This is a genomic window from Acrocarpospora corrugata, from assembly GCF_009687845.1.
GTDB lineage: Bacteria > Actinomycetota > Actinomycetes > Streptosporangiales > Streptosporangiaceae > Acrocarpospora > Acrocarpospora corrugata.
This window is the reverse complement of sequence record NZ_BLAD01000039.1, coordinates 98,591-122,902: the sequence shown is the minus strand read 5'-3', so window position 1 is coordinate 122,902 and position 24,312 is coordinate 98,591. Positions and strand designations below refer to the sequence as shown.

The following is a 24,312-nucleotide window of genomic DNA, read 5'->3' as shown; positions in this document are numbered from 1 at the left end:
TCGTGGCCCTAGAAGTGAAAGGCGGGACCGATGAGTACTGAGGACAGACTCCGCGACTATCTCAAACGCGCCATCGTCGAGCTGGAGGACACCCGCGAGCACCTAGCGGAGCTTGAGGAACGCCGGCACGAGCCCATCGCGATCGTCGGTATGGCCTGCCGCTTCCCCGGCGGGGTGACCAGCCCGGAAGGGCTGTGGGACCTGGTGGCCGGCGGCGTGGACGCGATCGGCGAGTTCCCCGCCGACCGCGGCTGGGCCACCGACCTGTACGACCCGGACCCGGAGGCCCCGGGCAAGTCCTACACCCGGCACGGCGGCTTCCTCTACGACGCGGCCGACTTCGACGCGGCCTTCTTCGGGATGAGCCCGCGCAACGCGCTGGCCACCGACCCGCAGCACCGGCTCGTCCTGGAGTCCTCCTGGGAGGCGTTCGAACGGGCCGGGATCGACCCGGTCGCCCTGCGCGGCAGCAGCACCGGGGTCTACGTCGGCAACATGTACGAGCACTACGCCAACCGCTTCCTCGGCACGGTCCCCGGCTCCGTCGAAGGAACCCTGTTCACCTCCAGCGCGTCGAGCGTGCTGTCGGGACGGGTCTCGTACACCTTCGGACTGGAGGGCCCGTCGATCTCGGTCGACACGGCCTGCTCCTCCTCGCTGGTGGCGATGCACCTCGGGGTGCGGGCGCTGCGGCAGGGGGAGTGCGCCCTGGCGCTGGCGGGAGGCGTCACCGTGATGGCCACGCCGGAGCCGTTCATCGAGTTCGCCCGGCAGCGGGCGATCTCCGCCGACGGCCGCTGCAAGGCCTTCAGCTCGACCGCCGACGGCGCGGCCTGGGCCGAGGGCGTCGGCATGCTCGTGCTGGAACGCCTGTCGGACGCGCGGCGCAACGGCCGGAAGATCCTCGCGGTGGTCCGCGGCTCCGCCGTCAACCAGGACGGCGCCAGCAACGGCATGACCGCGCCCAACGGCCCCGCCCAGGAGCGGGTCGTGCTGCAGGCCCTCGCCGACGCCCGGCTGGACAGCCGCGACGTGGACGCCGTCGAGGCGCACGGCACCGGCACCCGGCTCGGCGACCCGATCGAGGCCCAGGCCCTGCTGGCCACCTACGGCCGGAACCGATCCGCCGGCCGGCCGCTCTGGCTCGGCTCGGTGAAGTCGAACATCGGGCACACCCAGGCCGCCGCCGGCGTGGCCGGCGTGATCAAGATGGTCAAGGCGATGGAGCACAGGACCCTGCCGGTGACCATGCACGTGGCCGAGCCGACGCCGCACGTGGACTGGTCCTCAGGCGGGGTGCGGGTGCTCACTGAGACGGTCCTGCTGCCCGCCGACCGTACGCCGCGGACGGCCGTGTCGAGCTTCGGGATCAGCGGCACGAACGCGCACGTCATCCTGGAGGGAGCGCCCGAGGCCGAGGCCGCGACCGAGACGACCACGGGTGATCGCCTCATCTGGGTGCTCTCCGCGAAGTCCGCCGCCTCGCTGCGCGGCCAGGCCGCCCGGCTTGGCGCCTTCGCCGGGAGCGCCCCGGAAGCCGACCTCGCCGCCGCCGGCCGCGTCCTGGCCCGCCGTTCCGGCTTCCCCCACCGCGCCGTCGTCACCGCCGCGGGCCGCGCCGAACTGGTCGCCGCGCTGGCCGCACTCGCCGAAGGCGCCCAGCACGCCGCGGTCATCACCGGCGTCGCCCCCGCCGACGTTCGGCCGGTGTTCGTCTTCCCCGGGCAGGGCTCCCAGTGGGCCGGCATGGCCGTCGACCTGCTCGACTCCGACGAGGCGTTCCGCGCGCAGTTGCAGCGCTGCGACAAGGCCCTGCGCCCGCACACCGGCTGGTCGGTCGCCGCCGTGCTCCGCGCGGACGAGGGCGCGCCGCCGCTGGAGGGCACCGACGTCATCCAGCCGGTCCTGTTCGCGGTGATGGTCTCGCTGGCCGCGCTGTGGCGCTCGCTCGGCGTCGACCCCACGGCCGTGGTCGGCCACTCGCAGGGCGAGATCACCGCCGCCTGCGTGGCCGGCGCGCTCTCCCTGGCGGACGCCGCGAAGATCGTCGCGCTGCGCAGCAAGGCCCTGGTCCAGCTCAGCGGCACCGGCGGCATGCTCGCCGTGTCGCTCCCCGCCGACCAGGTGAGCGAACTGCTGGAGCCGTGGCGGGACCGGATCTGGATCGCCGTCCGCAGCGGCCCCACCAGCTGCGTCGTGGCCGGCGAGCCGGACGCGCTGGACGGGTTCACCGCCGCGCACGCCGCCGGCGTCCAGATCCGCAGGATCGGGGTCGACTACGCCTCGCACACCCCGCACATCGAAGCGCTCCGCGCCGAACTGCTGGCCACCCTGCACGGGGTCGCCCCGCAGCCGACCGACATCGCGTTCAGCTCCGCGCACCGCGGCGAGTTCATCGACCCGGCCGAGCTGACCACCGCCTACTGGTACGAGAGCCTCCGCAACCCGGTCCTGATCGAGTCGGCCGTCACCGCCTTCGCGGGCGCGGGCACGCCGCTGTTCATCGAGGTCAGCCCGCACCCGGTGCTCGGCCACGACCTGCGGGAGATCTGCGAGTCCGCCGGGATCACGGCGGGGGTCGCCGCGACCCTGCGCCGGGGCGCGGGCGACTGGCCGAGGTTCCTGACCGCGCTGGCCGGCGCGTACGTGCTCGGCGCCGAGGTCGACTGGGCCGCGGCCGTCGCCCCCGGGCCGGACCGGCACGTGGACCTGCCGACGTACGCGTTCGAGCGCCGCCGCTACTGGCTGGGCGACGCCGAGCGGGCCGGGATCGCGCCCGCCGGGATCGACGGCTCCGGCCACCCGCTGCTCACCGCCGTGGTGCCGATGGCCGACGACGGGTTCCTGCTCACCGGGGAGCTCGACGTGGCGGTCACGCCCTGGCTGGCCGACCACGCCGTCGACGGCGGCGTGCTGCTGCCGGGCGCGGCCTTCGTCGAGCTGGCCCTCGAAGGCGGCGGGCTCGCGGGCTGCGACCAGCTGGAGGAGCTGGTCATCGAGGCGCCGCTGTTCCTGCCGGAGAGCGGCTCTGTCCCCATTCAGGTCATCGTCGGCTCACCCGACGCCGACGGCCGCCGCCATCTGGGGGTGCACTCCCGCGCCGGGGCGATCTGGGTGCGGCATCTGTCCGGGGTTCTCGCCGCCGGTTCGCCGGCCGTGGCGGACCTGTGCGCCTGGGCGACCGTCTGGCCGCCCGCCGGCGCCGCGCCCTTTCCGATCGACGGCGGGTACGCGCGGCTGGCCGACCTCGGCTACGAGTACGGCCCCGCCTTCCAGGGCGTCCGCGCCATGTGGACCCGGGGCGCCGAACTGTTCGCCGAGATCGCGGTGGACGACGCACTGGACGTGACCGGGTTCGGCATCCACCCGGCCGTACTGGACGCGGCGTTCCAGCCGATGGTGCTGGCCGCCGGGCCCGGCGGGCCGCGCCTGCCGTTCTCCTTCCGGGGCGTCAGCCTGCGCGCGTCGGGGGCGACCCTGCTGCGGGTCAGGCTGGTTCCCTCGGGGGACGACGCGAGTGTCGAGGCGGCCGACGCGGACGGGCGTTCGGTGCTCGCCATCGACAACCTGCGGGTGCGGGCCTCCTCGGCGCGGACGTCCGCCGCGCGGGGGCCCGTCGTGCACGGGGTGGACTGGGTGAAGCTGGCCGTACCGGCCGGGGACGGGTCCGGCGTCGTGTTCCTGGGAGCCGGATTGCTCACCCCGGAGCTGAAGGGCCTCGTCGTCGCCACCGTCGACGCCGTCCCTGCCGATCTGCCGACCGCGTTGCGCGAAGTGTCCGGCCGGGCGCTCGACCTGGTACGCGGGTGGGTCGCCCACGAGCGGACGGCCGACTGCCGCCTGGTGTTCGTGACCCGGCCGGGCGACCTGGCCGGCGCGGCGGTGCGCGGGCTGGTCCGCGCGGCGATGTCGGAGCATCCCGGCCGGTTCGTGCTGCTGGAGGCCGAGGACGGGTTCGCCGACTGGGCGGCCGTGGCCGGCGCGATTACGGCGGGGGAGACCCAGCTGGTGGCCGGGGACGGCACGCTGTCGGTCCCCCGGCTGGCCCGCAGGACCGCCGATCCGGTCGCCGAACCCGATGGACTCGCCAAGGGCACGGTGCTGGTCACCGGCGGCACCGGCGGCCTCGGCAGGCTGGTCGCCCAGCGGCTGGTGGAGCGGCACGGCGTACGGGATCTGCTGCTGCTGTCCAGGCGCGGCCTGGACGCGCCCGGCGCGGGCGAACTGGTCTGCCGCCTGGGCTCGCTCGGCGCGCGGGTCACCGTCGCCGCGTGCGACGTCGCCGACCGGGACGCGCTGGCCGCCGCGCTCGCGCTGATCCCGCCCGACCGGCCGCTGACCGGCGTCGTGCACACCGCCGGCGTCCTGGACGACGCGACCGTCGAGCTGATGAACGGCGACCGCCTGGACGCCGTGTTCGCGCCCAAGGCCGACGCCGCCTGGCACCTGCACGAACTCACCCTCGACCGGCCGCTCTCCGCCTTCGTGGTGTTCTCCTCGCTGGCCGGGGTGCTCGGCAACGCCGGACAGTCCAACTACGCCGCCGCGAACGTGTTCCTGGACGCCCTCGCCGCGCACCGCCGCGCGGTCGCCCTGCCGGGCGTGTCGGTCGCGTGGGGGCTGTGGGACGCCGACTCCGGCATGACCGGCGCGCTCACCGCCGGCGACGTGGCCAGAATGGCCCGCTCCGGCATCTCCCCGCTCACCGTCGAGGCCGGCCTCGACCTGTTCGACGCCGCGCTCGGCAGCGCGGAACCGCTGGTCGTCGCCACGAACTGGGACAACGGCGGGCTCCGCGCCCGCACCGAACTGGGCGACCTGCCGCCGATCCTGCTCGGCCTGGTCCGCGCCCCGCGCCGGCCCGCCGCGTCCGGCAAGCCCCTCGCGCCCGCCGGCGGCGACCTGCGGGGACGGCTGGCCGGGACGACCGAGGCCGAGGCCAGGCGGCTGCTCACCGACGGCGTGCGCGCCCACGTCGCCGCCGTGCTCGCGCACGGCAGCGCCACCGGGGTCGACGTGGACCGGGCGTTCAACGAACTCGGCTTCGACTCGCTGACCGCCGTCGAACTCCGCAACCGGCTCAACGCCGAGACCGGCCTGCGGCTCCCGGCCACGCTCGTCTTCGACCACCCGACCGTCACCGCGCTGACCGACTACCTGTTCAGGAGCCTCGCCCCCGCAGAACCCTCGCCTGAGGAGGCCTTGCGCGGCGCGCTGGACCGGGCCGAAGCCGTGCTCAGCGCACTCAACGGCGAGGCGGACGCGGTCAGGAGCAAGCTCGTAGCCATCCTCCAGACCGGCCTGACCAGGCTCGCGCCCACTCCCACCGGCGCGGCCGGAGTGGTGGCGAAGATCGGTGCCGCGTCCGACGAGGAGATCTTCGCCCTCATCGACAACGAACTCTGACCGCCGACCCACCACCCTCGCTACTGGAAAGGCTCGACAGATGGGGACCGAGGAAAAACTCCGCGCCTACCTCAAGCGTGTGACCGTCGAACTGACCCAGACGCGTCGCCGCCTCGCCGCGGCCGAGGAGCGGACCCACGAGCCGGTAGCGATCATCGGCATGGCCTGCCGCTACCCGGGCGGCGAAACGGTCGAAGGGTACTGGGACCTGCTGTCACAGGGACGCGGCGCGGTCTCCGAGGTGCCGGCCTCCCGGTGGGACATCGACGACTACTACCACCCCGACCCGCGCACCCCGGCCGCCATGTACACCAGGTACGGCGCGTTCCTGCCGGAGATCACCGGCTGGGACGCCGAGTTCTTCGGCCTGTCCCCGCGCGAGGCGCTCCGGATGGACCCGCACCAGCGGCTCCTGCTCGAACTGGCCTGGGAGGGCCTGGAGGACGCCGGCGCGTCCCCGGACCGGATGGCCGGCAGCCGCACCGCCGTGATCGTCGGCTACATGGACACCCTCCAGTACGGCCGGCTCCAGCTCGAACGCCAGGGCCGGGACGCGCTGTCGGACCCGTACCTGGGCCAGGGCGCCTCCGCCAGCGTCGCGGCCGGGCGGATCGCCTACCACTTCAACCTGTCGGGCCCGACCTTCACCATCGACACCGCCTGCTCGTCGTCGCTGATCGCGGTGCACCTGGCCGCCGAGAGCCTGCGCCGCGGCGAATGCGACCTGGCCATCGCGGCGGGCGCGTCGCTGACCATCCACCCCAGCAACTTCATCCAGGCCTGCGCCGGTTCGATGCTCTGCGCCGACGGCAAGTGCAAGACCTTCGACGCCGACGCCGACGGCTACGTGATGGGCGAGGGCGCCGGCCTGGTCCTGCTCGAACCGCTGTCCAAGGCGATCGCGAACGGCCGCCGCATCCGGGCCGTGCTGCGCGGCTCCGCCGTCAACCAGGACGGCCGCAGCAACGGCCTGACCGCCCCCAGCCGGAGCGCCCAGGTCACCGTGATCAGCAACGCGCTGGCCGCCGCCGGGGTGTCGCCGGACGACATCGACCACGTCGAGGCGCACGGCTCAGGCACCCACCTCGGCGACGCGATCGAGCTGGGCGCGCTGCACGACGTGTTCGGCGGCCGGTCCGCAGAACGCCCGCTGCGGGTCGGCTCGGCCAAGACCAACATCGGCCACACCCAGGCCGCCGCCGGAGTCGCCGGGCTGATCAAGTCGGTGCTGATCCTGGAGAACCGGCTCATCCCGAAGACCCTCAACCTGACCCGGCCGTCGGCCGCCGTGCCCGCGGACGGCTCGATCCTGCCGGTCGCCGGCGCGGTGCCGCTGCCCGGCGAGGGCACGCCGCGCCTGGTCGGGGTCAGCTCGTTCGGCCTGTCCGGCAGTAACGCCCACCTGGTGCTCGAAACCGCGCCGCCGCCGGACGAGGCGGCGGCACCCGCGGGTCCGCAGGTGCTGCCGATCTCGGCCGCCACCGACGCGGCGTTCCGCGCGCACGCGGCCCGGCTCGCGTCCTGGCTCGGCGACCACCCCGACGCCGACCTGGCCGATGTCGCGCACACGCTGCGGATCGGCCGCGCCGCGCACGACCATCGCCGCGCCCTGGTCTGCGCCGACCCGGCCGAGGCCGTCCGCGGACTCCGCGCCGCCGCCTCGTCCGGTGCCGCCAACCGGGTCAAGGGACGGCCGCGCGTCGCGTTCCTGCTGCCCGGCGTCGGCGACCAGTACCCGGGCCTCGGCCGGGAGCTCTACCAGGCAGAACCCGTCTACGCAGAAGCGGTCGACCGCTGCGTCGAACTCGTCGAGGACGTCGACCTGCGCCCGCTGTTCTTCCCCGCAGAGCGGGCCGCCCCGGCCTCCGGCGACCTGGCCGCGCTGCTCGGCCGGACGGCCACGCCCACGGCGGCCGGCGACCCGCTGGAGCACGCCAGGTTCTCCCACCCGTTCCTGTTCACCGTCGAGTACGCGCTGGCCCAGCTGCTCGCACACCGAGGCGTCCGCCCCGACGCCTTGCTCGGCTACAGCCTCGGCGAGTACGTCGCCGCCACGCTGGCCGGGGTGTTCACCCTGGAGGACGCCCTCCGCGTCGTCACCGAACGCGCCCGCCTGATCAGCTCAGCCCCGACCGGCAAGATGGTCGCGGTCGCCGCCGACGCGGACCGGGTCCGGGCCTTCCTCGGCGCCGACGTCGACGTCGCCGCGCTGAACGGCCCGACGATGACCGTGCTCAGCGGCCTGCCCGCCGAGATCGACGCCGTCACCGCCAGGCTGCTGGGCGACGGCATCGCCTGCCGCCCGTTGCGATCGGCGCACGCCTTCCACTCCTCGCTGCTCGAACCCGCGCGGGAGAAACTGGCCGCGCTGATCGACTCGGTGCCCCGGCAGGCCCCCGTCACCACGATCGTGTGCAACCTCACCGGGCTGCCGATGACCGCGGAACAGGCCACCAGCAGCGCGTACTGGGCCGATCAGCTGGTCGGCACGGTCAGGTTCGCGGACGCGGTCCGGCACTGCGTCGAGCAGGACATCGACGTGTTCGTCGAGCTCGGCGCGGGGCAGACGCTCGGCGGCCTGGTGCGGCAGAACCTCGACGGCGGGTCCGGCGTCGCGGTCCTCGGCACGCTGTCGCCCAGCTGGGCCGGCGGGGAGCCGCGCGACGCCAGGGTCGAACTGCTGGAGACCTGCTCCCGGCTGTGGGAGCGCGGCGCGAGCGTGCACTGGGAGCGCGTCCAGCCGGGTCCCGGCCGCATCGTCAGCCTGCCTACGTACCCGTTCCAGCGGACCCGATACTGGCCCGAACTCGTTGACGGCGGCCAGCCGCCGGTGCCGGCCGCCCAGCCGGCCGAGCCCGCGGACCTCTGCTTCGCGCCCGCCTGGCAGCAGGACCCGGCGCGCGGCGCCGCACCCGCCGAGCTGCGGCTGGACGGGCCGCTGATCGTGTTCGCCGACGCGGACGGCATCGGTACGGCGCTCGCCGACCGCGCCGCCGCCGCGGGGACGCCGGTGCTGGAAGTGGTCGCGGGAACCGCGCTCCGCCGCGAAGGACGCCGCCTGGTCATCGACCCCCGCGACCCCGCGCACTACGCCGAGGTATTCGCCGCCGCCGGTGGGGACGGGCCGGTGCGGGTGGCCCACCTGTGGAGCCTGCTCGCCACGGCCACGGCCACGGCCACCGCCGCCACCCCCGTCCTCGCCGCCACCGCCGTCCCCGCCGCCACCGGTTCCGGCCACCCCTCCGACGAGGAGCTTCGTGCGGCCGTCGGGCATGGCTTCGACAGTCTGCTGCTGGCCGTCCAGGCACTCGGCGACCTGCCCGCCCAGCGGGGGGTGCGGCTGCTGACCGTCACCCGGGGGGCCGCCGAGATCCTCGGGGACGACGCGACGGCTCCGTACCGGGCCGTGACGCACGGGCTGGGGCGCGCGGTCCGGCACGAGTACGCGGGCCTGGACTGGACCGGCGTCGACCTCGACCCCGACCCGAGGGCCGACGGCGACGCCGCCGCGCAGATCGGCCGGGAGCTCTTGCTTGACGCCGATCGCGACGACGCCGCCGCCCCCCACGACCGGGTGTCCGGCTGGCGGCGCGGCCGGCGCTGGCTGCGCGGCTGGGGCGAGGTGCCCGAGGTCCCCGATCCGCCGGTGCCGTGGCGGGCCGACGGGGTGTACCTGATCACCGGCGGCGCCCGCGGGCTCGGGATGGCGCTGGCCAGGCACCTGGTCCGAGCCGGGGTGCGCAGGCTCGCGCTGGTCGGCAGGACCGCGCTGTCCCGCGACGCCGGGACCGACCCCGACAGCAAGGCCGGGCGCAGCCTGCGGGACATCGCCGAACTGGAGGCCGCCGGCGCCGAGGTGCTGCTGCTCGCCGCCGACGCCGGTGTCCCCGCCGAGCTGCGGGCCGCGCTGGACGGCTGCCGCGAGCACTTCGGCACGCTCACCGGCGTCGTCCACGCCGCCGGCCTCCCCGCCGGCGGGATGGCGCAGCGCAGGTCGCTCGCGGACGCGGGAGCCGTACTGGCGCCGAAGATGCTCGCGATGGGCCCGCTGGCCGAACTGGTCGGCGCGGGCACCCCCGCCGACCTGCGGCCGGAACTGCTCGTCCTGTACTCCTCCGCCGTCACCGCGTTCGGCGGCATCGGCGAGGCCGACTACTGCGCCGCCAACACCGTCCTGGACGCGTACGGCGAGGCCCTCGCCGCCTCGGCCCCCACCACGCGAGTCGTGTCGATCGCCTGGGGCCCCTGGCAGCACGACGACTGGCAGAGCGAAAGCCTCAAATCCGCCACCGCCCTGGCCGAACGCGTGCGTGCCTACCGCCAGCGGTACGGCTTCGCCGACGACGCCGGCTGCGCCCTCCTGGACCGGATCGTGGCCGGCGGGCACGGCAGCGTCCTCGCGGTCCGGCAGCCGCTCCGCGAGGTGCTCCGCGACTGGTCCGCCATGGTCGACCTCGACGCGCTGGTCGGCGCGGCCACGGCCGTCTCCCTCGGCGAGCGCTTCCCGCGCCCCGAACTCCGCACCGACTACGCCGCCCCCAGGACCGAGTCAGAGGCCGCCATCGCGGAAATCTGGGGCGCCTACCTCGGCATCGACCGGGTCGGCGTGCACGACCCGTTCTTCGACCTCGGCGGCAACTCCCTGGTCGGGATGGCCATGGTGCTCGCCATCGAGAAGGAACTCGGCGTGCCGATCGCGCCCGCCGTGCTGTTCGAACACCCGACCGTGGCGGAATTCGCCTCGGCGGTGGCCGGCGACGCCGCGGAAGGCGCCCGCCAGGCCCTGGACACCAGCTCGGCACGGGGGTCGCGGCGCCGCCGCGCCCGCTCGGGGACGCGGAAGTGAGGACGCCCGACATGAGGACGCCCGATATGAGCACGCCCGATATGACGACAGATGATGTGGTCGACGACGAGGGTTCCGGCACCGACATCGCCATCGTCGGGATGTCCGGCCGGTTCCCCGGCGCGCCCGGCGTGGCCGCGCTGTGGGCCGGCATCCGGGCCGGCCGCTCCGGAGTGACCAGGTTCACCGACGACGAACTCCGCGCCGCCGGGGTGACCGAGGAACTGCTCGCCGACCCCGGATACGTGCGGGCCGGCGCCGTGATCGACGGCGTGGAGCTGTTCGACGCGGGGTTCTTCGGGTTCAGCCCGAAGGAGGCACAGATCCTGGACCCGCAGCACCGCCTGTTCCTGGAGCACAGCTGGGAGGCGCTGGAGGACGCGGGCTGCGACCCCACCCGGTTCGACGGCGCGATCGGCGTCTTCGGCGGCTCGGCGTGGAGCTCCTACCTGCAGAACAACCTGGTGCCCAGCGAGACCGGCGCCCTCATGGGCGAGCTCGCGGTCGGCCTGGCCAACGACAAGGACTCGCTCACCACCCGGGTCTCGCACACCCTCGGCCTGTCCGGTCCCAGCTACTCGGTGCAGAGCTACTGCTCCACCTCGCTGGTCGCGATCTGCGCCGCCGCCAGCAGCCTGGCCGGCTTCGAGAGCGATCTCGCCCTGGCGGGCGGCGTGGCGGTCGGCGTGCCGCACCGGGTCGGCTACCTCTACCAGCAGGGCGGCATCGCCCCGCCGGACGCCGAGTGCCGCGCCTTCGACGCGGCCGGCCTCGGCGCCCCGCTCGGCAGCGGCGTCGGCGTGGTCGCGCTGCGCCGCCTGGAGGACGCACTCGCCGACGGCGACCAGATCTACGCCGTCATCCGGGGCTGGGCGGTCAACAACGACGCCGGCCGCAAGGTCGGCTTCACCGCGCCCGGCGTGCAGGGCCAGGCAGCCGTGATGGCCGAGGCCCTCGCCGCCGCCGGTCTGGTACCGGCCGACATCGACTACGTGGAGGCGCACGGCACCGGCACCGCGCTCGGCGACGCCGCAGAACTGGCCGCGCTGCAGCAGGTCTTCCGGGGCGAGGAACTGCTGATCGGCTCGGTCAAGCCCAACGTCGGGCACCTCGACCGGGCCGCCGGCGTGACCAACCTGATCAAGGCGGCGCTCGCACTCCGGCACGACGAGATCCCGCCAACCCGCAACCTGTCCACGCCGAACCCACAGCTCAGCGCAGGCGACGCCCGACTCGAAGTGGTCACGGGCCTACGCGCATGGCCGCGCAGGGCCGGCCGCACCCGCCGGGCCGGCGTCAGCGCGTTCGGCATCGGCGGCACCAACGCACACGTCGTCCTGGAGGAGGCCCCACCACTCTCCCGACCGCAGGAGGAGCCCCGCCCGCAACTGCTCCTCTGGTCGGCCCGCTCAGCAAAGGCCGCCGACCAACTGACCGCCAACCTCGCCGACCACCTCGCCAGCGCTTCTGAAGCCCGGTTGGGTGAGGCCGTCGACGCTTCTGCACTCCGGTTGGGTGAGGCCGCTGGTACCTCCGAACCCCGGTTGGGTGAGGTCGCCGGCGCTTCTGCACTCCGGTTGGGCAATGCCGCTGGCACCTCCGAACTCCGGTTGGGTGAGGCTGCTGGCACCTCCGAACTCCGGTTGGGTGAGGCTGCTGGCACCTCTGAACTCCGGTTGGGTGCGCTCCGGTTGGGTGATGTCGCTCATACCCTGCAAGCTGGCCGCCGAGTCTTTGAGCATCGCCGGTTCCTCGTCGCCGCCACGGTGGACGAGGCCGTCGCCGGAATGCGGGGCGCCGCCGTGCTGGGGCGTGCGGAGAGCCGGAGCGACCGCCCGGTCGGATTCCTGATCGCGGGCACCGGCGAGCAGTACCCGGGCCTGGCCGACGACCTCTACACGATCGAACCCGCGTTCAGGGCCGTCCTGGACGAGTGCCGCGCGATCCTGCGCACCCGGATGGGCGGGATCGACCCGCTGGAGGAACTGCTCCGCACCCGCGCCACCCGCGCCGGGGGCGGCCTCAGCGCCCTGCTCGGCCGCGACGCCGTCACCCCCGCCGTGATGCCGACCGCTCTGCTCCACCCCGCGCTCTTCTCCGTCGAGTACGCGCTGGCCAAGACCCTCATCGGCTGGGGCGTCGAACCGGCCGTGCTGGCCGGGTACAGCCTCGGCGAATACGTCGCCGCCTGCCTGGCCGGCGTGCTCTCGCTGGAGTCCGCGCTCGGGCTGGTCGCCCACCGGGCCACACTGATCGACACGCTGCCCGCGGGCGTGATGAGCGCCGTCCCGCTCGGCTCGGCCGACCTGGCCGGCCGGATCGCGCGCGGCGGCATCACCGGGATCGACGTGGCCGCCGAGAACGGCCCCGACCTGACCGTGCTCGCGGGCGAGCCCGCCGCCATGGACGAGGTCCGGGCGCTGCTGGCGGCCGACGGGGTGCCGTGCCGTCCGCCGGCCACCGGGCACGCGTTCCACTCCCGGATGATGGAGCCGGTCCGCGCCGAGCTGACGGCCTGGATCGCCGCCCACATCGAACTCTCCGCGCCGCGGATTCCATACGTGTCGAACGTCACCGGCGACCTGATCACAGCCGCGCAGGCCACCGACCCCGGCTACTGGGCCGACCACATGTGCTCGCCGGTCAGGTTCGACGCCGTGCTCGGCACCCTGCTGGCGCAGGGCGACCTGGCCCTGCTGGAGATCGGCCCCGGCCAGTCGCTCGGCGCGATGGTGCGCGCCCACCGCGACTGCCCGCGGGAACGCTGGCCGCTGATCATCCCCACCCTCCCGGCCGCCGCCGACCCCCGCCCCGGCTCGACCGTGCTGACCGAGGCCATCGGGCGGCTCTGGCTGTCCGGCGCCCCGATCGACTGGCCCGGTTACCGACAGGACCGACCGGCCTCCAAGGTCGGACTGCCCACCTACCCGTTCCAACGCGAGCGCTACTGGATCGACCCCCCGGCCGGACGACCCGCCGAGGCTCCCCGCCTGACAGCCGACCACGACCACATCCCCGGCAACGCCCGTGGCGGTGCCCGTAGCGATGCCCGTAGCGATGCCCCCGGCGGTGCCCGTGGCGATGTCTCCCGGGGCGTCTCCGACGGCGTCCGTGGCGATGTCCCCGGCCATGTCCAGCTGCTGGAATCCCGCTGGACGGCCGAGGCACTGCCCGCCGAGCTCGACGCCGTAGGCCGGTATGTCCTGTTCGCCGACAGCGCCGACAGCGCCGACAGCGCCGACAGGCCCGCCAGTGTCGACGGGGCCGACAGCGCCGCCGGTGTCGACGGGGCCGGGGTCGCCGGGGCGTTGGCCGAGTCACTCCGCGCCGATGGTGGCGAGGTGGTGACCGTACATGCGGGGACGTCGTTCGCCGAGATCCCCGGCGGCTTCACCATCGACCCCGCCTCGGCCGACGACCATGTCGCGCTCGCCCGGCGGCTGGCGGCCGGCGGGCCCTCCGTCGTCGTCGACCTCCGCCTCCTCGCCCCGGCGGACGGCGACGACAGCCGTGCCGTCGTTCCGCTGGCCCGGCTGCTGGACGCCTTCGGCGACGAAGGCGGCGAAGGCGTCGACAGCACCCGCGTAGTCGTCGCCACCCTGGGCGGCCAGTCCGTCGCACCGGGGGAGCACGGCGACCCGGCCCAGGCGGCGGCTGCGACGCTGCCGATCGTCGGCAACCAGGAGTACCTGACCCTCGACTGCCGCTGCGTGGACCTCGATCCGCGCGCGAGCGCCGCCGGCCACGCGGCCGCCCTCACCGCCGAACTGCGGCGGACCACCACCGACATCCTCAGCGCATACCGGAACGGCCGCCGCCACGTGCAGGAGTTCGTCCCTGCCGAGGCCACAGCAAACAAAATCGCAGCGGGCAGGATCCTCCCGGAGGGGATCCTCCCGGAGGGGATCCTCCCGGAGGGGATCCTCCCGGAGGGGATCAGCGCCGAGGGGATCAGCACCGAAGGAATCCTCCCGGAGAGGATCAGCGCCGAGGGGATCAGCGACGGGATCGCAGCGGCCGAGATCGGCGCGGGCGAAATTACCGCGCCGAAGATTGCCTCGGGAAAGAACGGGGTACGTTCCGGCGGCACCTATCTGATCACTGGTGGGCTCGGTGATGTCGGGCTGCTCGTCGGTGAGCACCTGATCCGGGCCGGTGCGGGCCGACTGATTCTGACCAGCCGGAGTGGCCCGCGTGGCGATGGCGTCGAGCGGTTGCGCGCGCTGGGTGCGGAGGTGCTCACTCCGCGCGTGGATGTCACCGACGCCGACGCGATGCGGGCGGTCGTCGCCGACGTGGGCCGGATCGACGGGGTGGTGCATGCCGCCGCTGAGACCGGGCCCGACACGTTTCTCCCGCTCCGCGATGTCACCGAGGCCGCCGTGGCTCGCCATTTCGGCGCCAAGGTCACCGGTGCCCGCGTTCTGGCGGATGTACTGGCCGGGCTGGAGCTCGACTTCTGCGTGCTGTTCTCGTCGACCTCGTCGATCCTCGGTGGCATCGCGTTCGGCAGTTACTCGGCCGCCAACGCCGCGCTCACCGCTCTGGCCCGGCGGCAGGGGTGGCTGGCCGCGAGCTGGGACACCTGGGCGGTCACGCTGGAGCGTCTCGAAGGTGGGATGGGTGCTGCGATGGTCGCGCACTCGATGACCGCCGCTGAGTCGCTGGCCGCGCTCGACAGCGTGATCGCGATTGGCCGGCCCGCCGTTGTGGTGGCGGCCGGTGGCCTGGACGATCGGCTGCCGAAGATCGCCGCCGCGGCTGTGCCGACGCATGGTGGCGAGCGGTTCCCCCGGCCCGAGCTGCCGCAGCCCTACAGCCCGCCGCTGACCGGCACCGAGCGCTCGCTGGCCGGGCTCTGGTCGGAGGTGCTGGGCGTCGAGCCTGTCGGCACGCGCGACAACTTCTTCGACCTCGGCGGGAACTCGCTGATCGCGCTCCAGATGCTGACGCTGATCAAGAAGCGGTTCGGCGTCGCAGTGCCGACGGTGATGCTCTTCGAGGCCCCGACCGTGCACCGGCTGGCCGCCATTCTGGACGAACGCGGCGCAGCTTCCCAAACCAACGCCTCCCAAACCAACGCCTCCCAAACCAACGCCTCCCAAACCAACGCCTCCCAAACCGGCGCCTCCCAGGCCAATGCCATAGCCTCCCGAACCAGGGCGATCGCCCCCCAGGTCACCGCCACCCCCCGCGCCACCGCGACGCAGACCGACGACGACCGGCGGATCGCGATCGTCGGCATGGCCGGCAAGTTCCCCGGTGCCGCCAACGTGGACGCGTTCTGGCGCAACCTCCGTGAAGGCGTCGAGTCGATCAGCTTCTTCACCCCGGAGGAGCTCAAGGCCGCCGGCGTCGACGAAGCCCTCATCCACGACCCCGCGTACGTGCCCGCCCGCCCGGTCCTGGACGACATCGCCGGCTTCGACGCCCAGTTCTTCGGCATCAGCCCCCGGATGGCCGCCCTCACCGACCCCCAGCAGCGCGCCTTCCTCGAAGTCTGCTGGGAGGCCCTGGAGCAGGGCGGCTACGGCACCCCCGAGCAACGCGGCCGGGTCGGCGTGTACGGCGGCACCAATATCAGCACCTACCTCCTCCAGATGGGCGACCGCCTGCTCAGCGAGGACGAGGACGTCAGCCACTACGAGATCATCATGGGCAACGACAAGGACGCCCTCACCACCACGGTCTCCTACCTCTTCGACCTGCACGGCCCGAGCGTCGCCGTCCAGACGTTCTGCTCCACCTCCCTGGTCGCCGTCCACCTCGCGGTGCAGAGCCTGCGCTCAGGGGACTGCGAGATGGCCCTGGCCGGGGGAGTCTCGATCCGGGTTCCCGACAAGGTCGGCCACATCTTCGGCCCCGGCGGCATGGAGTCGCCCGACGGTCACGTCCGCACCTTCGACGCGCAGGCCAAGGGCAGCATGTTCGGCGACGGCGCCGCGGTGGTCCTGCTCAAGCGCCTGTCCGACGCGGTCAGGGACGGCGACCACATCTGGGCCGTGATCCGCGGCTCCGCGATGAACAACGACGGCGCGCTCAAGGTCGGCTACACCGCGCCCAGCGTGGTCGGCCAGGCCCGGGTGATCGCCGACGCGATGGCCGACGCCAAGGTCACCGGCGAGGACATCAGCTACATCGAGGCGCACGGCACCGCCACCGAACTCGGCGACCCGATCGAGGTGGCCGCGCTCACCCGCGCGTTCGGCCCGACCCAGGACACCCAGTACTGCCCGATCGGCTCGGTCAAGACCAACATCGGCCACCTGGACCGCGCGGCCGGCGCGAGCGGCCTGATCAAGACCTCGCTCGCCCTGACGAACCGGGTGATCCCGGCGAGCCTGCACTACACGGCCCCCAACCCCGAGATCGACTTCGACAACAGCCCCTTCTACGTGAACGCCGAGCTGTCCCCGTGGCGGACCCGCGACGGCCGGCCGAGGATCGCCGGGCTCAACTCGCTCGGGATGGGCGGAACCAACGTGCACGTGGTCATCGAGGAGGCTCCGGTGCGGCCCGCCGCCGTCGAGGACGAGAAGGGGCGCCGCTACCAGATCCTGCCGGTCTCGGCCCGCAACGCCACCGCCGCCGACCAGGCCGCCCAGCGGCTCGGCGAACACCTCAGGAACGCCCCCGACACCCGGCTGGCGGACGCCGCGTACACCCTCCAGGTCGGCCGCAAGACCTTCGAGCACCGCAAGGTCGTCGTCACCACCGCCCTCGCCGACGCCGCCCTGACCTTCACCGGCGAAGCGGCCCAGGACGGCGTGCTGTCCCGGGTCGACGCCGTGCAGGGCCGCCGGGCGGCGTTCCTGTTCGCGGGCGTGGGCGAGCAGTACCCGGGCCTGGTCACCGAGATCTACCAGCGTGAGCCCGTGTTCCGCGCGGCCCTGGACGAAAGCCTCGAACTGCTCCGCGAGCCGCTCGGCGACGTCGATCTGCCCGGCCTGGTCGCCGGTGGGCGCGGCGCGGGCGTCGACCTGGCCGCGCTGCTCGGCCGGGTCACCGCCGGGGACGCCAAGGACCACAGGGCCGCCGCGCTGGAGCGCACCGAAGTCGTCCAGCCCGCCCTGTTCGCCGTCGAGTACGCCCTGGCCCGCACCCTGATGGCCTGGGGAGTGCAGCCTCGGCTGATGCTCGGCTACAGCCTCGGCGAGTACGTCGCCGCCTGCCTGGCCGGCGTCCTGTCGCTGCCGGACGCGATCGCCCTGGTCACCCACCGGGCCAAACTGATCGCCACGATGCCGGCCGGGTCCATGGTCGCCGTCTCGATGCCGGCCGAGGACGTGCGCCGCAAGTTCCGGCTGGAGCGGCGCGGTCTGGACATCGCCGCCGTCAACGGCCCCCAGGTCGCGGTCGTCGCCGGGCCGCGGGAGGAGATGGAACAGCTCGTCGCCGAACTGCGCCGGGCCGAGATCCCGTGCCGGGCGCTGGACACCACGCACGCGTTCCACTCCCGGATGCTCCAGCCGATCAGCGGCGAGCTCACCGACTGGGTGAAGGCCAACATCCGGCTGAACCCGCCGCAGTTGCCGTACATCTCCAATCTGACGGGGGGCCTCGCCGACGCCGACCTGGTCTGCGACCCGGGTTACTGGGCCGAGCACATGTGCCGGACGGTGCGGTTCGGGGCCGGCGTCGAGACGCTGCTGGCCGACCCCGAGCTGGCCGTCGTGGAGATCGGGCCAGGTCAGTCGCTCGGCGCCCTGGTACGCGGGGCCGGCTGCCCGCCGCGGCGGTGGCCGCTGATCCTGAACGTGCTGCCCGGCGGGAGCGACAGGCGCCCGGACGACGAGGTGCTGGCCGGCTGCCTGGCGCGGCTCTGGCTGGTCGGCGCTGAGCTGGACTGGAACGCCTATCACGGGCGGCTGCCCGAGGCCGAGACCGCGAACCTGCCGGGCCGGATCCCGCTGCCGACCTACCCGTTCCAGCGGCACCCCTACTGGATCGACGGGTCGCCGTCCACGCCCAAGCCGAAGCTGAAGGCCCTGGACAGCGGCAACCTGTTCGACGCGATCACCAGCCTGCCCAAGCTGCCCGAGGAGCAGTGGCTGCACCTGCCCGTCTGGCGGCAGACCGCCGCCCCCGCGCCCAGCGCCGCCCAGCCCGGCTCGTGGCTCGTCTACACCCGCGAAGGCGTGGCCGACGAGGTGGCCGCCGAACTGGCCGCGACCGGCGCGGCCGTCACCCTGGTCCGCCCCGGCGAGGGCTACGCCGCCACCCGCGACGGCCACACGATCCGCCCCGGCAGCGTCGCCGACACCCTCGCCCTGCTGCGCGACCTGCGCGCCGCCGGCCGCCCGCTCGACCGGGTCGTGCACCTGTGGACCCTGGACTCCGGCGACCGCCCCATCGAGCACGGCCTGCACACCCTGGTCGCGCTGGCCAGGGCGGCGGGCGAGTCCGGCCTCGACGGCTGGTCGCTGGACATCGCGGTCGCCGGCACCCAGGAGGTCTTCCCCGGCGAGGCCGTCAACCCCGACGGCTCGACGCTGATCGGCCCTTCGCTGGTCATCCCGCTGGAGTACCCGACGGTCACCACCCGCTTCATCGACCTCGACACGCACGCCGGCCTGGTCGCCGAACTGGGCCGCCCGCAGACGGACCGGATCGTGGCGCTCCGCAGGGGACGCCGCTACCTGCCCGGCTACGAGACCATGGCCACCCCCGAGACCACCCCGCTGCGCGAAGACGGCGTCTATCTGATCACCGGCGGCCTCGGCGGCATCGCGCTCGGCCTGGCCGAACGTTTCGCCCGCGACGCCAAGGCCAGGCTCGTCCTGCTCGGCCGTACCGGTCTGGACGGCGAGGGCGAGGACGCCCGCCGCGGCGCCCAGGTCCAGGCCATCCGCGACCTCGGCGGCGAAGTCGAGATCGTGGTCGGCGACGTGGCCGACCCGGCCGCGGTGAAACGGGCCGTGGACACGGCGATCGAAAGGTTCGGCGCGCTGCACGGCGTCCTGCACGCGGCCGGCCTTCCGGCCATGGGCCTGATGCAGTTCAAGCGGCCGCAGGAGCTCGACGCCGTACTCGCCCCCAAGATCGCCGGAACGCTGGCGCTGGCCGAAGCCCTCCGGATCGGCGAACCCGGCGAGATCGGGCTGGACTTCCTCGCCTTGTTCTCCTCGATCACCTCCGCCACCGGCGGCGGCCCCGGCCAGGTCGACTACTGCGCCGCCAACGCCTACCTGGACGGCTACGCGCAGCGGCTGGCCGCCACCGGTCGCAACGTCGTCTCGATCGACTGGGGCGAGTGGACCTGGAACGCCTGGGAGGCCGGTCTGGCCGGCTACGACGAGGGCCTGCAGACCTTCTTCAAGGAGAACCGGATCAGGGTCGGCATCGACTTCGAGGAAGGCTACCGATCTCTGCTGCGCGCCCTGGCCAGCGGCGAACCCCGGGTCATCGTCTCCACCCAGGAGTTCGAGACCGTCGTCACCGGCAGCGCGCGCTTCAACCTGGAGGCGGTGACCTCGCCCGCCGGGTCCGGCGGCAGCGCGGACCGGCACCCCCGGCCCGAGCTGGTCACGCCCTACCAGGAGCCGTCCGGGCCAACCGAGGAGGCCGTCGCGGCCATCTGGTGCGACGCGCTCCGGCTCGACCGGGTCGGCGTGCTGGACAACTTCTTCGAACTCGGCGGGAACTCGCTGCTCGGCGTCAGCATCGTGGCCGCCCTGCGCCGCGAGTTCGCCCTCGCCGAACTCCCCCCGCACATCTTGTACGAGGCGCCGACCGTGGCCGCGCTCGGCGCGACCATCGAGGCCCTCGTCTCGGGCGCCGCACCGGCGTCCGGGACGGCCGACGGAGGCGGGAGCAGCCACGTCCGCGCCCAGCTCCGCCGGTCGGGCCTCGAATCGTCGGCCTCCCGCCGGCGCAGGTGAGCACCACCGACAGCACGACAAACCAGAGAAACGGAGAGGTCATGACGGTAATCGGTGTAGTGGGCGCTGGCGTGATGGGAGTCGGCGTCGCCCAGAACCTGGCCCAGACCGGCCACGACGTGGTGCTGGTGGACACCAACGAGGAGATCCTCGCGGCGGCCCGTGCCACCATCTGGCGCAACGCCAGGATGAGCCGCCTGATGGGCGGCCCGGCCCTGGACCCCGACGACGTGCTGTCCCGGATCACCACCGCGGTGGGCGCCGAGGCGGTCGCCAAGGCCGACGTCGTCATCGAGAACGTGACGGAGAACTGGGACGTCAAGCGGTCGGTGTACGAGACGATGGACGCGGTCTGCGGGCCCGACACCATCTTCATCGTCAACACCTCCGCGATCCCGATCACCAAGGTCGCCGCCGTCACCGGCCGCCCCGACAAGGTGGTCGGGGTGCACTTCATGAACCCGGTCCCGGCCAAGCCGGCCTGCGAGCTGATCCCCGGCTTCCACACCACCGCCGAGACCGTCGAGCGCACCCGCGACCTGCTGACCGCCATGGGCAAGAAGGCGATCGACGTCAAGGACGCCTGCGGTTTCGTGTCCAACCGGGTCCTGATGCTCACCGTGAACGAGGCCGCGTTCCTCGTGCACGAGGGCGTCGCCACCGCCGAGTCCGTCGACGAGGTGTTCCGCAGCTGTTTCGGCCACCCGATGGGCCCGCTGGAGACGGCCGACCTGATCGGCGTCGACACCATCCTCTACAGCGTCGAGGTGCTCTACGAGCACTACGCCGACAGCAAGTACCGCCCCTGCCCGCTGCTCAAGCAGATGACCGACGCGGGCCTGCACGGCCGCAAGTCGGGCCGCGGTTTCTACACCTACGCCAACTAAGCGCACCCCCTTAAGGAGTCAGCCATGTCCGGCAGCACCAAGGACCAGATCCTCGACTTCGTCCGCTCCCGTTACCCGCAGGCGGAGATCGACGAGTCCCAGGACATCTTCGCCCTGGGTTTCGTGAACTCGCTGTTCGCGATGGAGCTGGTGATGTTCATCGAGAAGACGTTCGCGATCGCCATCCCCAACGACGAGCTGAAGATCGACAACTTCCGGACCGCCAACACCATGGCGGAGCTGGTGGGCCGGCTTTCCCCCGCGCGGGTCTGACATGGCGATCCTGGCTGAGAGCGCGCCGGACACGCTTCGGGTCACCGACCGGAAGTCCGCCCGCGCGTTCGTCGACACGCACATCGTGCCGTACGCGGACGCGTACGACCGGCAGGGCCGGGTGCCCGAGGAACTGCTGGAGCGGATGACCGCCGCCGGGCTCTGGGCCCCCTTCCTCCCCCCGGAGGTGGGCGGCGCGGGAATGGACCTGGTCACCCTCGGCGAGGTCCACGAGGAGGTGGGCCGGGGCTGCTCCTCGGTCCGCAGCCTGCTCACCGTGCACACGATGGTGTCGTGGGCGGTGCAGCGGTGGGGCAGCCCGGCCCAGCGCGAGCAGTGGGCGCCGGCCCTCAGCCGGGGGGACGTGCTCGCCGCGTTCTGCCTGTCCGAGCCCGGCGCCGGCAGTGACGCCTCCGGGATCTCCAGCAACGTCGTGGCCAAGAACGGCGGGTGGGTGCTCAACGGCGTCAAGAAGTGGATCACCAACGGCCAGCGGGCCGACCTGTTCCTGGTGTTCGCCCGCACGGCCACCAGCATCGGCGCGTTCCTGGTCCCCAGGAACAGCCCCGGCGTGGATGTCGCCCCGATCGAGGACATGCTCGGCACCCGGGCGTCGATGATCGCGGAGGTCTCCTTCCGGGACGTCGTGCTCGGCCCGGACGCGCTGCTCGGCCCGAGCGGTTTCACCGCCGGCATGGTGCTGACCGGCACCCTGGACCTCGGCCGCTACAGCGTGGCGACCGGTTCCGTCGGCATCATCCAGGCCGCGCTGGAGGCGTGCGCCGCGTACGCGTCCCGCCGCACCGTCGGCGGGACGCTGCTCAAGGAGCTGCCGCTGATCCAGGCGAAGCTCTCCGACATGGTCACCGACGCGCGGGCGGCCCGCCTGCTCGTCGCGGAGGCCGGTCGGCTCAAGGACGCCGGCGAGGCGTCCACGATCATGGCGACCTGGGTGGCGAAGTACTTCGCCTCCACCGCCGCCGCCAGGCACGCGTCCGAGGCGGTCCAGATCCACGGCGCGAACGGATGCGGCCACGACTACCCGGTGGCGCGGCTGTACCGGGACGCCAAGGTGATGGAGATCATCGAAGGCAGCAACGAGATCCAGCGGATCACCATCGCTGGCCAGGCAGAACGGGAGATCATCTGATGACCGTGGTCGACGAAACCCCCTTTGTCCTCCCGGAGAAGCCGGTTCGGGGCCGGATCAAGTGCGTGGTCTGGGACCTGGACAACACCCTCTGGGACGGCGTGCTGCTGGAGGACGGCGACGTCACCCTGCGGCCCGCGGTGGTGGCGCACATCCACCGGCTCGACCAGATGGGCGTGCTGCACTCGATCGCCAGCAAGAACGACCGCGACGCCGCGCTGGAGAAACTCCGCGAGTTCGGCATCGAGGACATGTTCCTGCACCCGCAGATCAACTGGAACGCCAAATCCGACTCGATCGCGCGCCTCGCGAAGGCGCTCAACCTGGGCCTGGACGCGTTCGCGTTCATCGACGACCAGGAGTTCGAGCGCGGCGAGGTCGGCCACAGCCTGCCCGAGGTCACCCTGGTCGACATCCTGGACCTGGAGGAGGCGCTGGCCCGGCCGGAGTTCATCCCCCGGTTCGTCACCGACGAGTCCGCCCAGCGCCGCATCATGTACCAGGGCCAGGCCGCCAGGGACGAGCTGGAGGCCGGCTTCGTCGGCACCAACGAGGAGTTCCTGGCCGGGCTGGAGATGCGGTTCACCATCGCCCCGGCCGTACGGGACGACCTGCAGCGGGCCGAGGAGCTGACGGTCCGCACCAACCAGCTCAACTCGACCGGCCGCACCTACTCCTACGAGGAGCTGGACGAGCTCCGCGAGTCCCCCGGCCACCTGCTGCTGGTCGCCTCCCTGACCGACAGGTTCGGCGGGTACGGCAAGATCGGCCTCGCCCTGGTGGAGAAGGGCGAGCGGGTCTGGCGGCTCAACATGATGCTGATGTCCTGCCGGGTGATGTCCCGCGGCGTCGGCATGGTGCTGCTCAACCACATCATGCGGCTGGCCCAGGCGGCCGGCGCGCGTGTACGGGCCGACTTCGTGGAGACCGGCCGGAACCGGATGATGCAGATCACCTACGCCTTCGCCGGGTTCCGCGAGGTCAGCAGGGACGGCGTGCACGTGGTGCTGGAGGCCGACCTGACCACTGTCCAGCCGCCCCCGCCGTACGTCCACCTGGAGATCGTCGATGGGGCTGGCGATGAGCGTTGACGATCTGATCGGCCGCTGGATGCCGTTCGCGAGCCAGACCGGGGCCGGCCCCGGCGCGCTCGCGCTGTACTGCCTGCCGCACGCCGGCGGCGCCGCCTCCACCTACCGGAGCTGGCAGCGCGTCCTGCCCGGGGTGGCCGTCCAGCCGATGCAGCTCCCCGGCCGGGACAGCAGGCTCAGGGAACCCGCCTACGACCGGATGGGCCCGCTGGTCGCCGACCTGGCCGAGATCATCCTGGCCGACGTCTCGCTCGGCTCGGTCGACCGCAGATACGCCCTGTACGGCCACAGCCTCGGCGCGCTCGTCGTGTTCGAGCTGGCCCGCGAGATCCGCCGCCGCGGCGGCCCGCCGCCGGTGCACCTGTTCGTGTCCGGCTCGGTCGCCCCGCAGCTCGCCTACGAGGACGGCAAGCCGGTCGGGCAGATGAGCAGGCCCGAGGTGGTGGCCATGCTCCGTGAGCTGGGCGGCACGCCGGAGTGGCTGCTGGCCGACCCCGGCGTGCTGGACATGATCCTCCCGGCCGTGGTCGCCGACTTCACCGTCAAGGAGACCTACGAGTACCGCCAGGAGAAGCCGCTCAACCTGCCCATCACGGCCATGCCCAGCACCGACGACTCCCGGATCAAAGCCGAGACCGTGACGCCGTGGGGCGAGCAGACCACCAAGGAGTACGAGCTCCAGCCGTTCGTCGGCGGCCACTTCGCCGTGTTCGAGCAGGCCGCGCTGACGCACAAGCTCATCTCCAAAGCCCTGCTCAAATGGATGTGAGGCAACCCT

General features: G+C 73.1%; 8 protein-coding genes. All 8 read left to right on the top strand.

Annotated elements, in window-relative coordinates; genetic code table 11:
* Positions 1 to 30 precede the first annotated feature (30 nt).
* From Acor_RS06515 to Acor_RS06480, 8 genes are read left to right on the top strand one after another with little or no spacing between them, the layout of a single operon-like run.
* On the top strand, positions 31 to 5,406 hold the full coding sequence (locus Acor_RS06515) for a type I polyketide synthase (RefSeq protein WP_155335633.1): 5,376 nt from the start codon (positions 31 to 33) through the stop codon (positions 5,404 to 5,406).
* Positions 5,407 to 5,446: 40 nt separating this feature from the next.
* Positions 5,447 to 10,252 carry a type I polyketide synthase gene (locus Acor_RS06510; RefSeq protein WP_155335632.1) on the top strand — a complete coding sequence of 1,602 codons (4,806 nt, stop codon included), beginning with the start codon at positions 5,447 to 5,449 and terminating at the stop codon, positions 10,250 to 10,252.
* Positions 10,253 to 10,278: 26 nt separating this feature from the next.
* On the top strand, positions 10,279 to 20,133 hold the full coding sequence (locus Acor_RS42750) for a type I polyketide synthase (RefSeq protein ID WP_155335631.1): 9,855 nt from the start codon (positions 10,279 to 10,281) through the stop codon (positions 20,131 to 20,133).
* 41 nt (positions 20,134 to 20,174) lie between these two features.
* The gene (locus Acor_RS06500; RefSeq protein WP_155335630.1) at positions 20,175 to 21,020 is read left to right on the top strand and encodes a 3-hydroxyacyl-CoA dehydrogenase family protein; all 846 of its coding nucleotides are present in this window, start codon (positions 20,175 to 20,177) and stop codon (positions 21,018 to 21,020) included.
* Positions 21,021 to 21,044: 24 nt separating this feature from the next.
* Complete coding sequence (locus Acor_RS06495; protein WP_155335629.1) at positions 21,045 to 21,293, top strand: acyl carrier protein; 249 nt, start codon at positions 21,045 to 21,047, stop codon at positions 21,291 to 21,293.
* A 1-nt stretch (position 21,294) separates the two neighbouring features.
* Positions 21,295 to 22,443, top strand: a complete 1,149-nt coding sequence (locus Acor_RS06490; protein WP_155335628.1) for an acyl-CoA dehydrogenase family protein — start codon at positions 21,295 to 21,297, stop codon at positions 22,441 to 22,443.
* Positions 22,443 to 23,534 (top strand): HAD-IIIC family phosphatase, encoded by a 1,092-nt coding sequence (locus tag Acor_RS06485; protein WP_155335627.1) that lies wholly within the window; start codon positions 22,443 to 22,445, stop codon positions 23,532 to 23,534. Before Acor_RS06490 ends, Acor_RS06485 begins: the two co-directional genes overlap by 1 nt.
* Positions 23,524 to 24,303, top strand: coding sequence for a thioesterase II family protein (locus Acor_RS06480; protein WP_155335626.1), 780 nt, complete (start codon positions 23,524 to 23,526; stop codon positions 24,301 to 24,303). The genes Acor_RS06485 and Acor_RS06480 overlap by 11 nt, the downstream gene beginning before the upstream one ends.
* The last annotated feature ends 9 nt before the right edge of the window (positions 24,304 to 24,312 follow it).

What these genes read in the sequence shown, in the direction of transcription:
- Acor_RS06485 (WP_155335627.1), top strand. Translation starts at nt 22,443, where the DNA reads ATGACCGTGGTCGACGAAACCCCCTTTGTCCTCCCGGAGAAGCCGGTT.
- Acor_RS42750 (WP_155335631.1), top strand. Translation starts at nt 10,279, where the DNA reads ATGAGCACGCCCGATATGACGACAGATGATGTGGTCGACGACGAGGGT.
- Acor_RS06510 (WP_155335632.1), top strand. Translation starts at nt 5,447, where the DNA reads ATGGGGACCGAGGAAAAACTCCGCGCCTACCTCAAGCGTGTGACCGTC.
- Acor_RS06480 (WP_155335626.1), top strand. Translation starts at nt 23,524, where the DNA reads ATGAGCGTTGACGATCTGATCGGCCGCTGGATGCCGTTCGCGAGCCAG.
- Acor_RS06490 (WP_155335628.1), top strand. Translation starts at nt 21,295, where the DNA reads ATGGCGATCCTGGCTGAGAGCGCGCCGGACACGCTTCGGGTCACCGAC.
- Acor_RS06495 (WP_155335629.1), top strand. Translation starts at nt 21,045, where the DNA reads ATGTCCGGCAGCACCAAGGACCAGATCCTCGACTTCGTCCGCTCCCGT.
- Acor_RS06500 (WP_155335630.1), top strand. Translation starts at nt 20,175, where the DNA reads ATGACGGTAATCGGTGTAGTGGGCGCTGGCGTGATGGGAGTCGGCGTC.
- Acor_RS06515 (WP_155335633.1), top strand. Translation starts at nt 31, where the DNA reads ATGAGTACTGAGGACAGACTCCGCGACTATCTCAAACGCGCCATCGTC.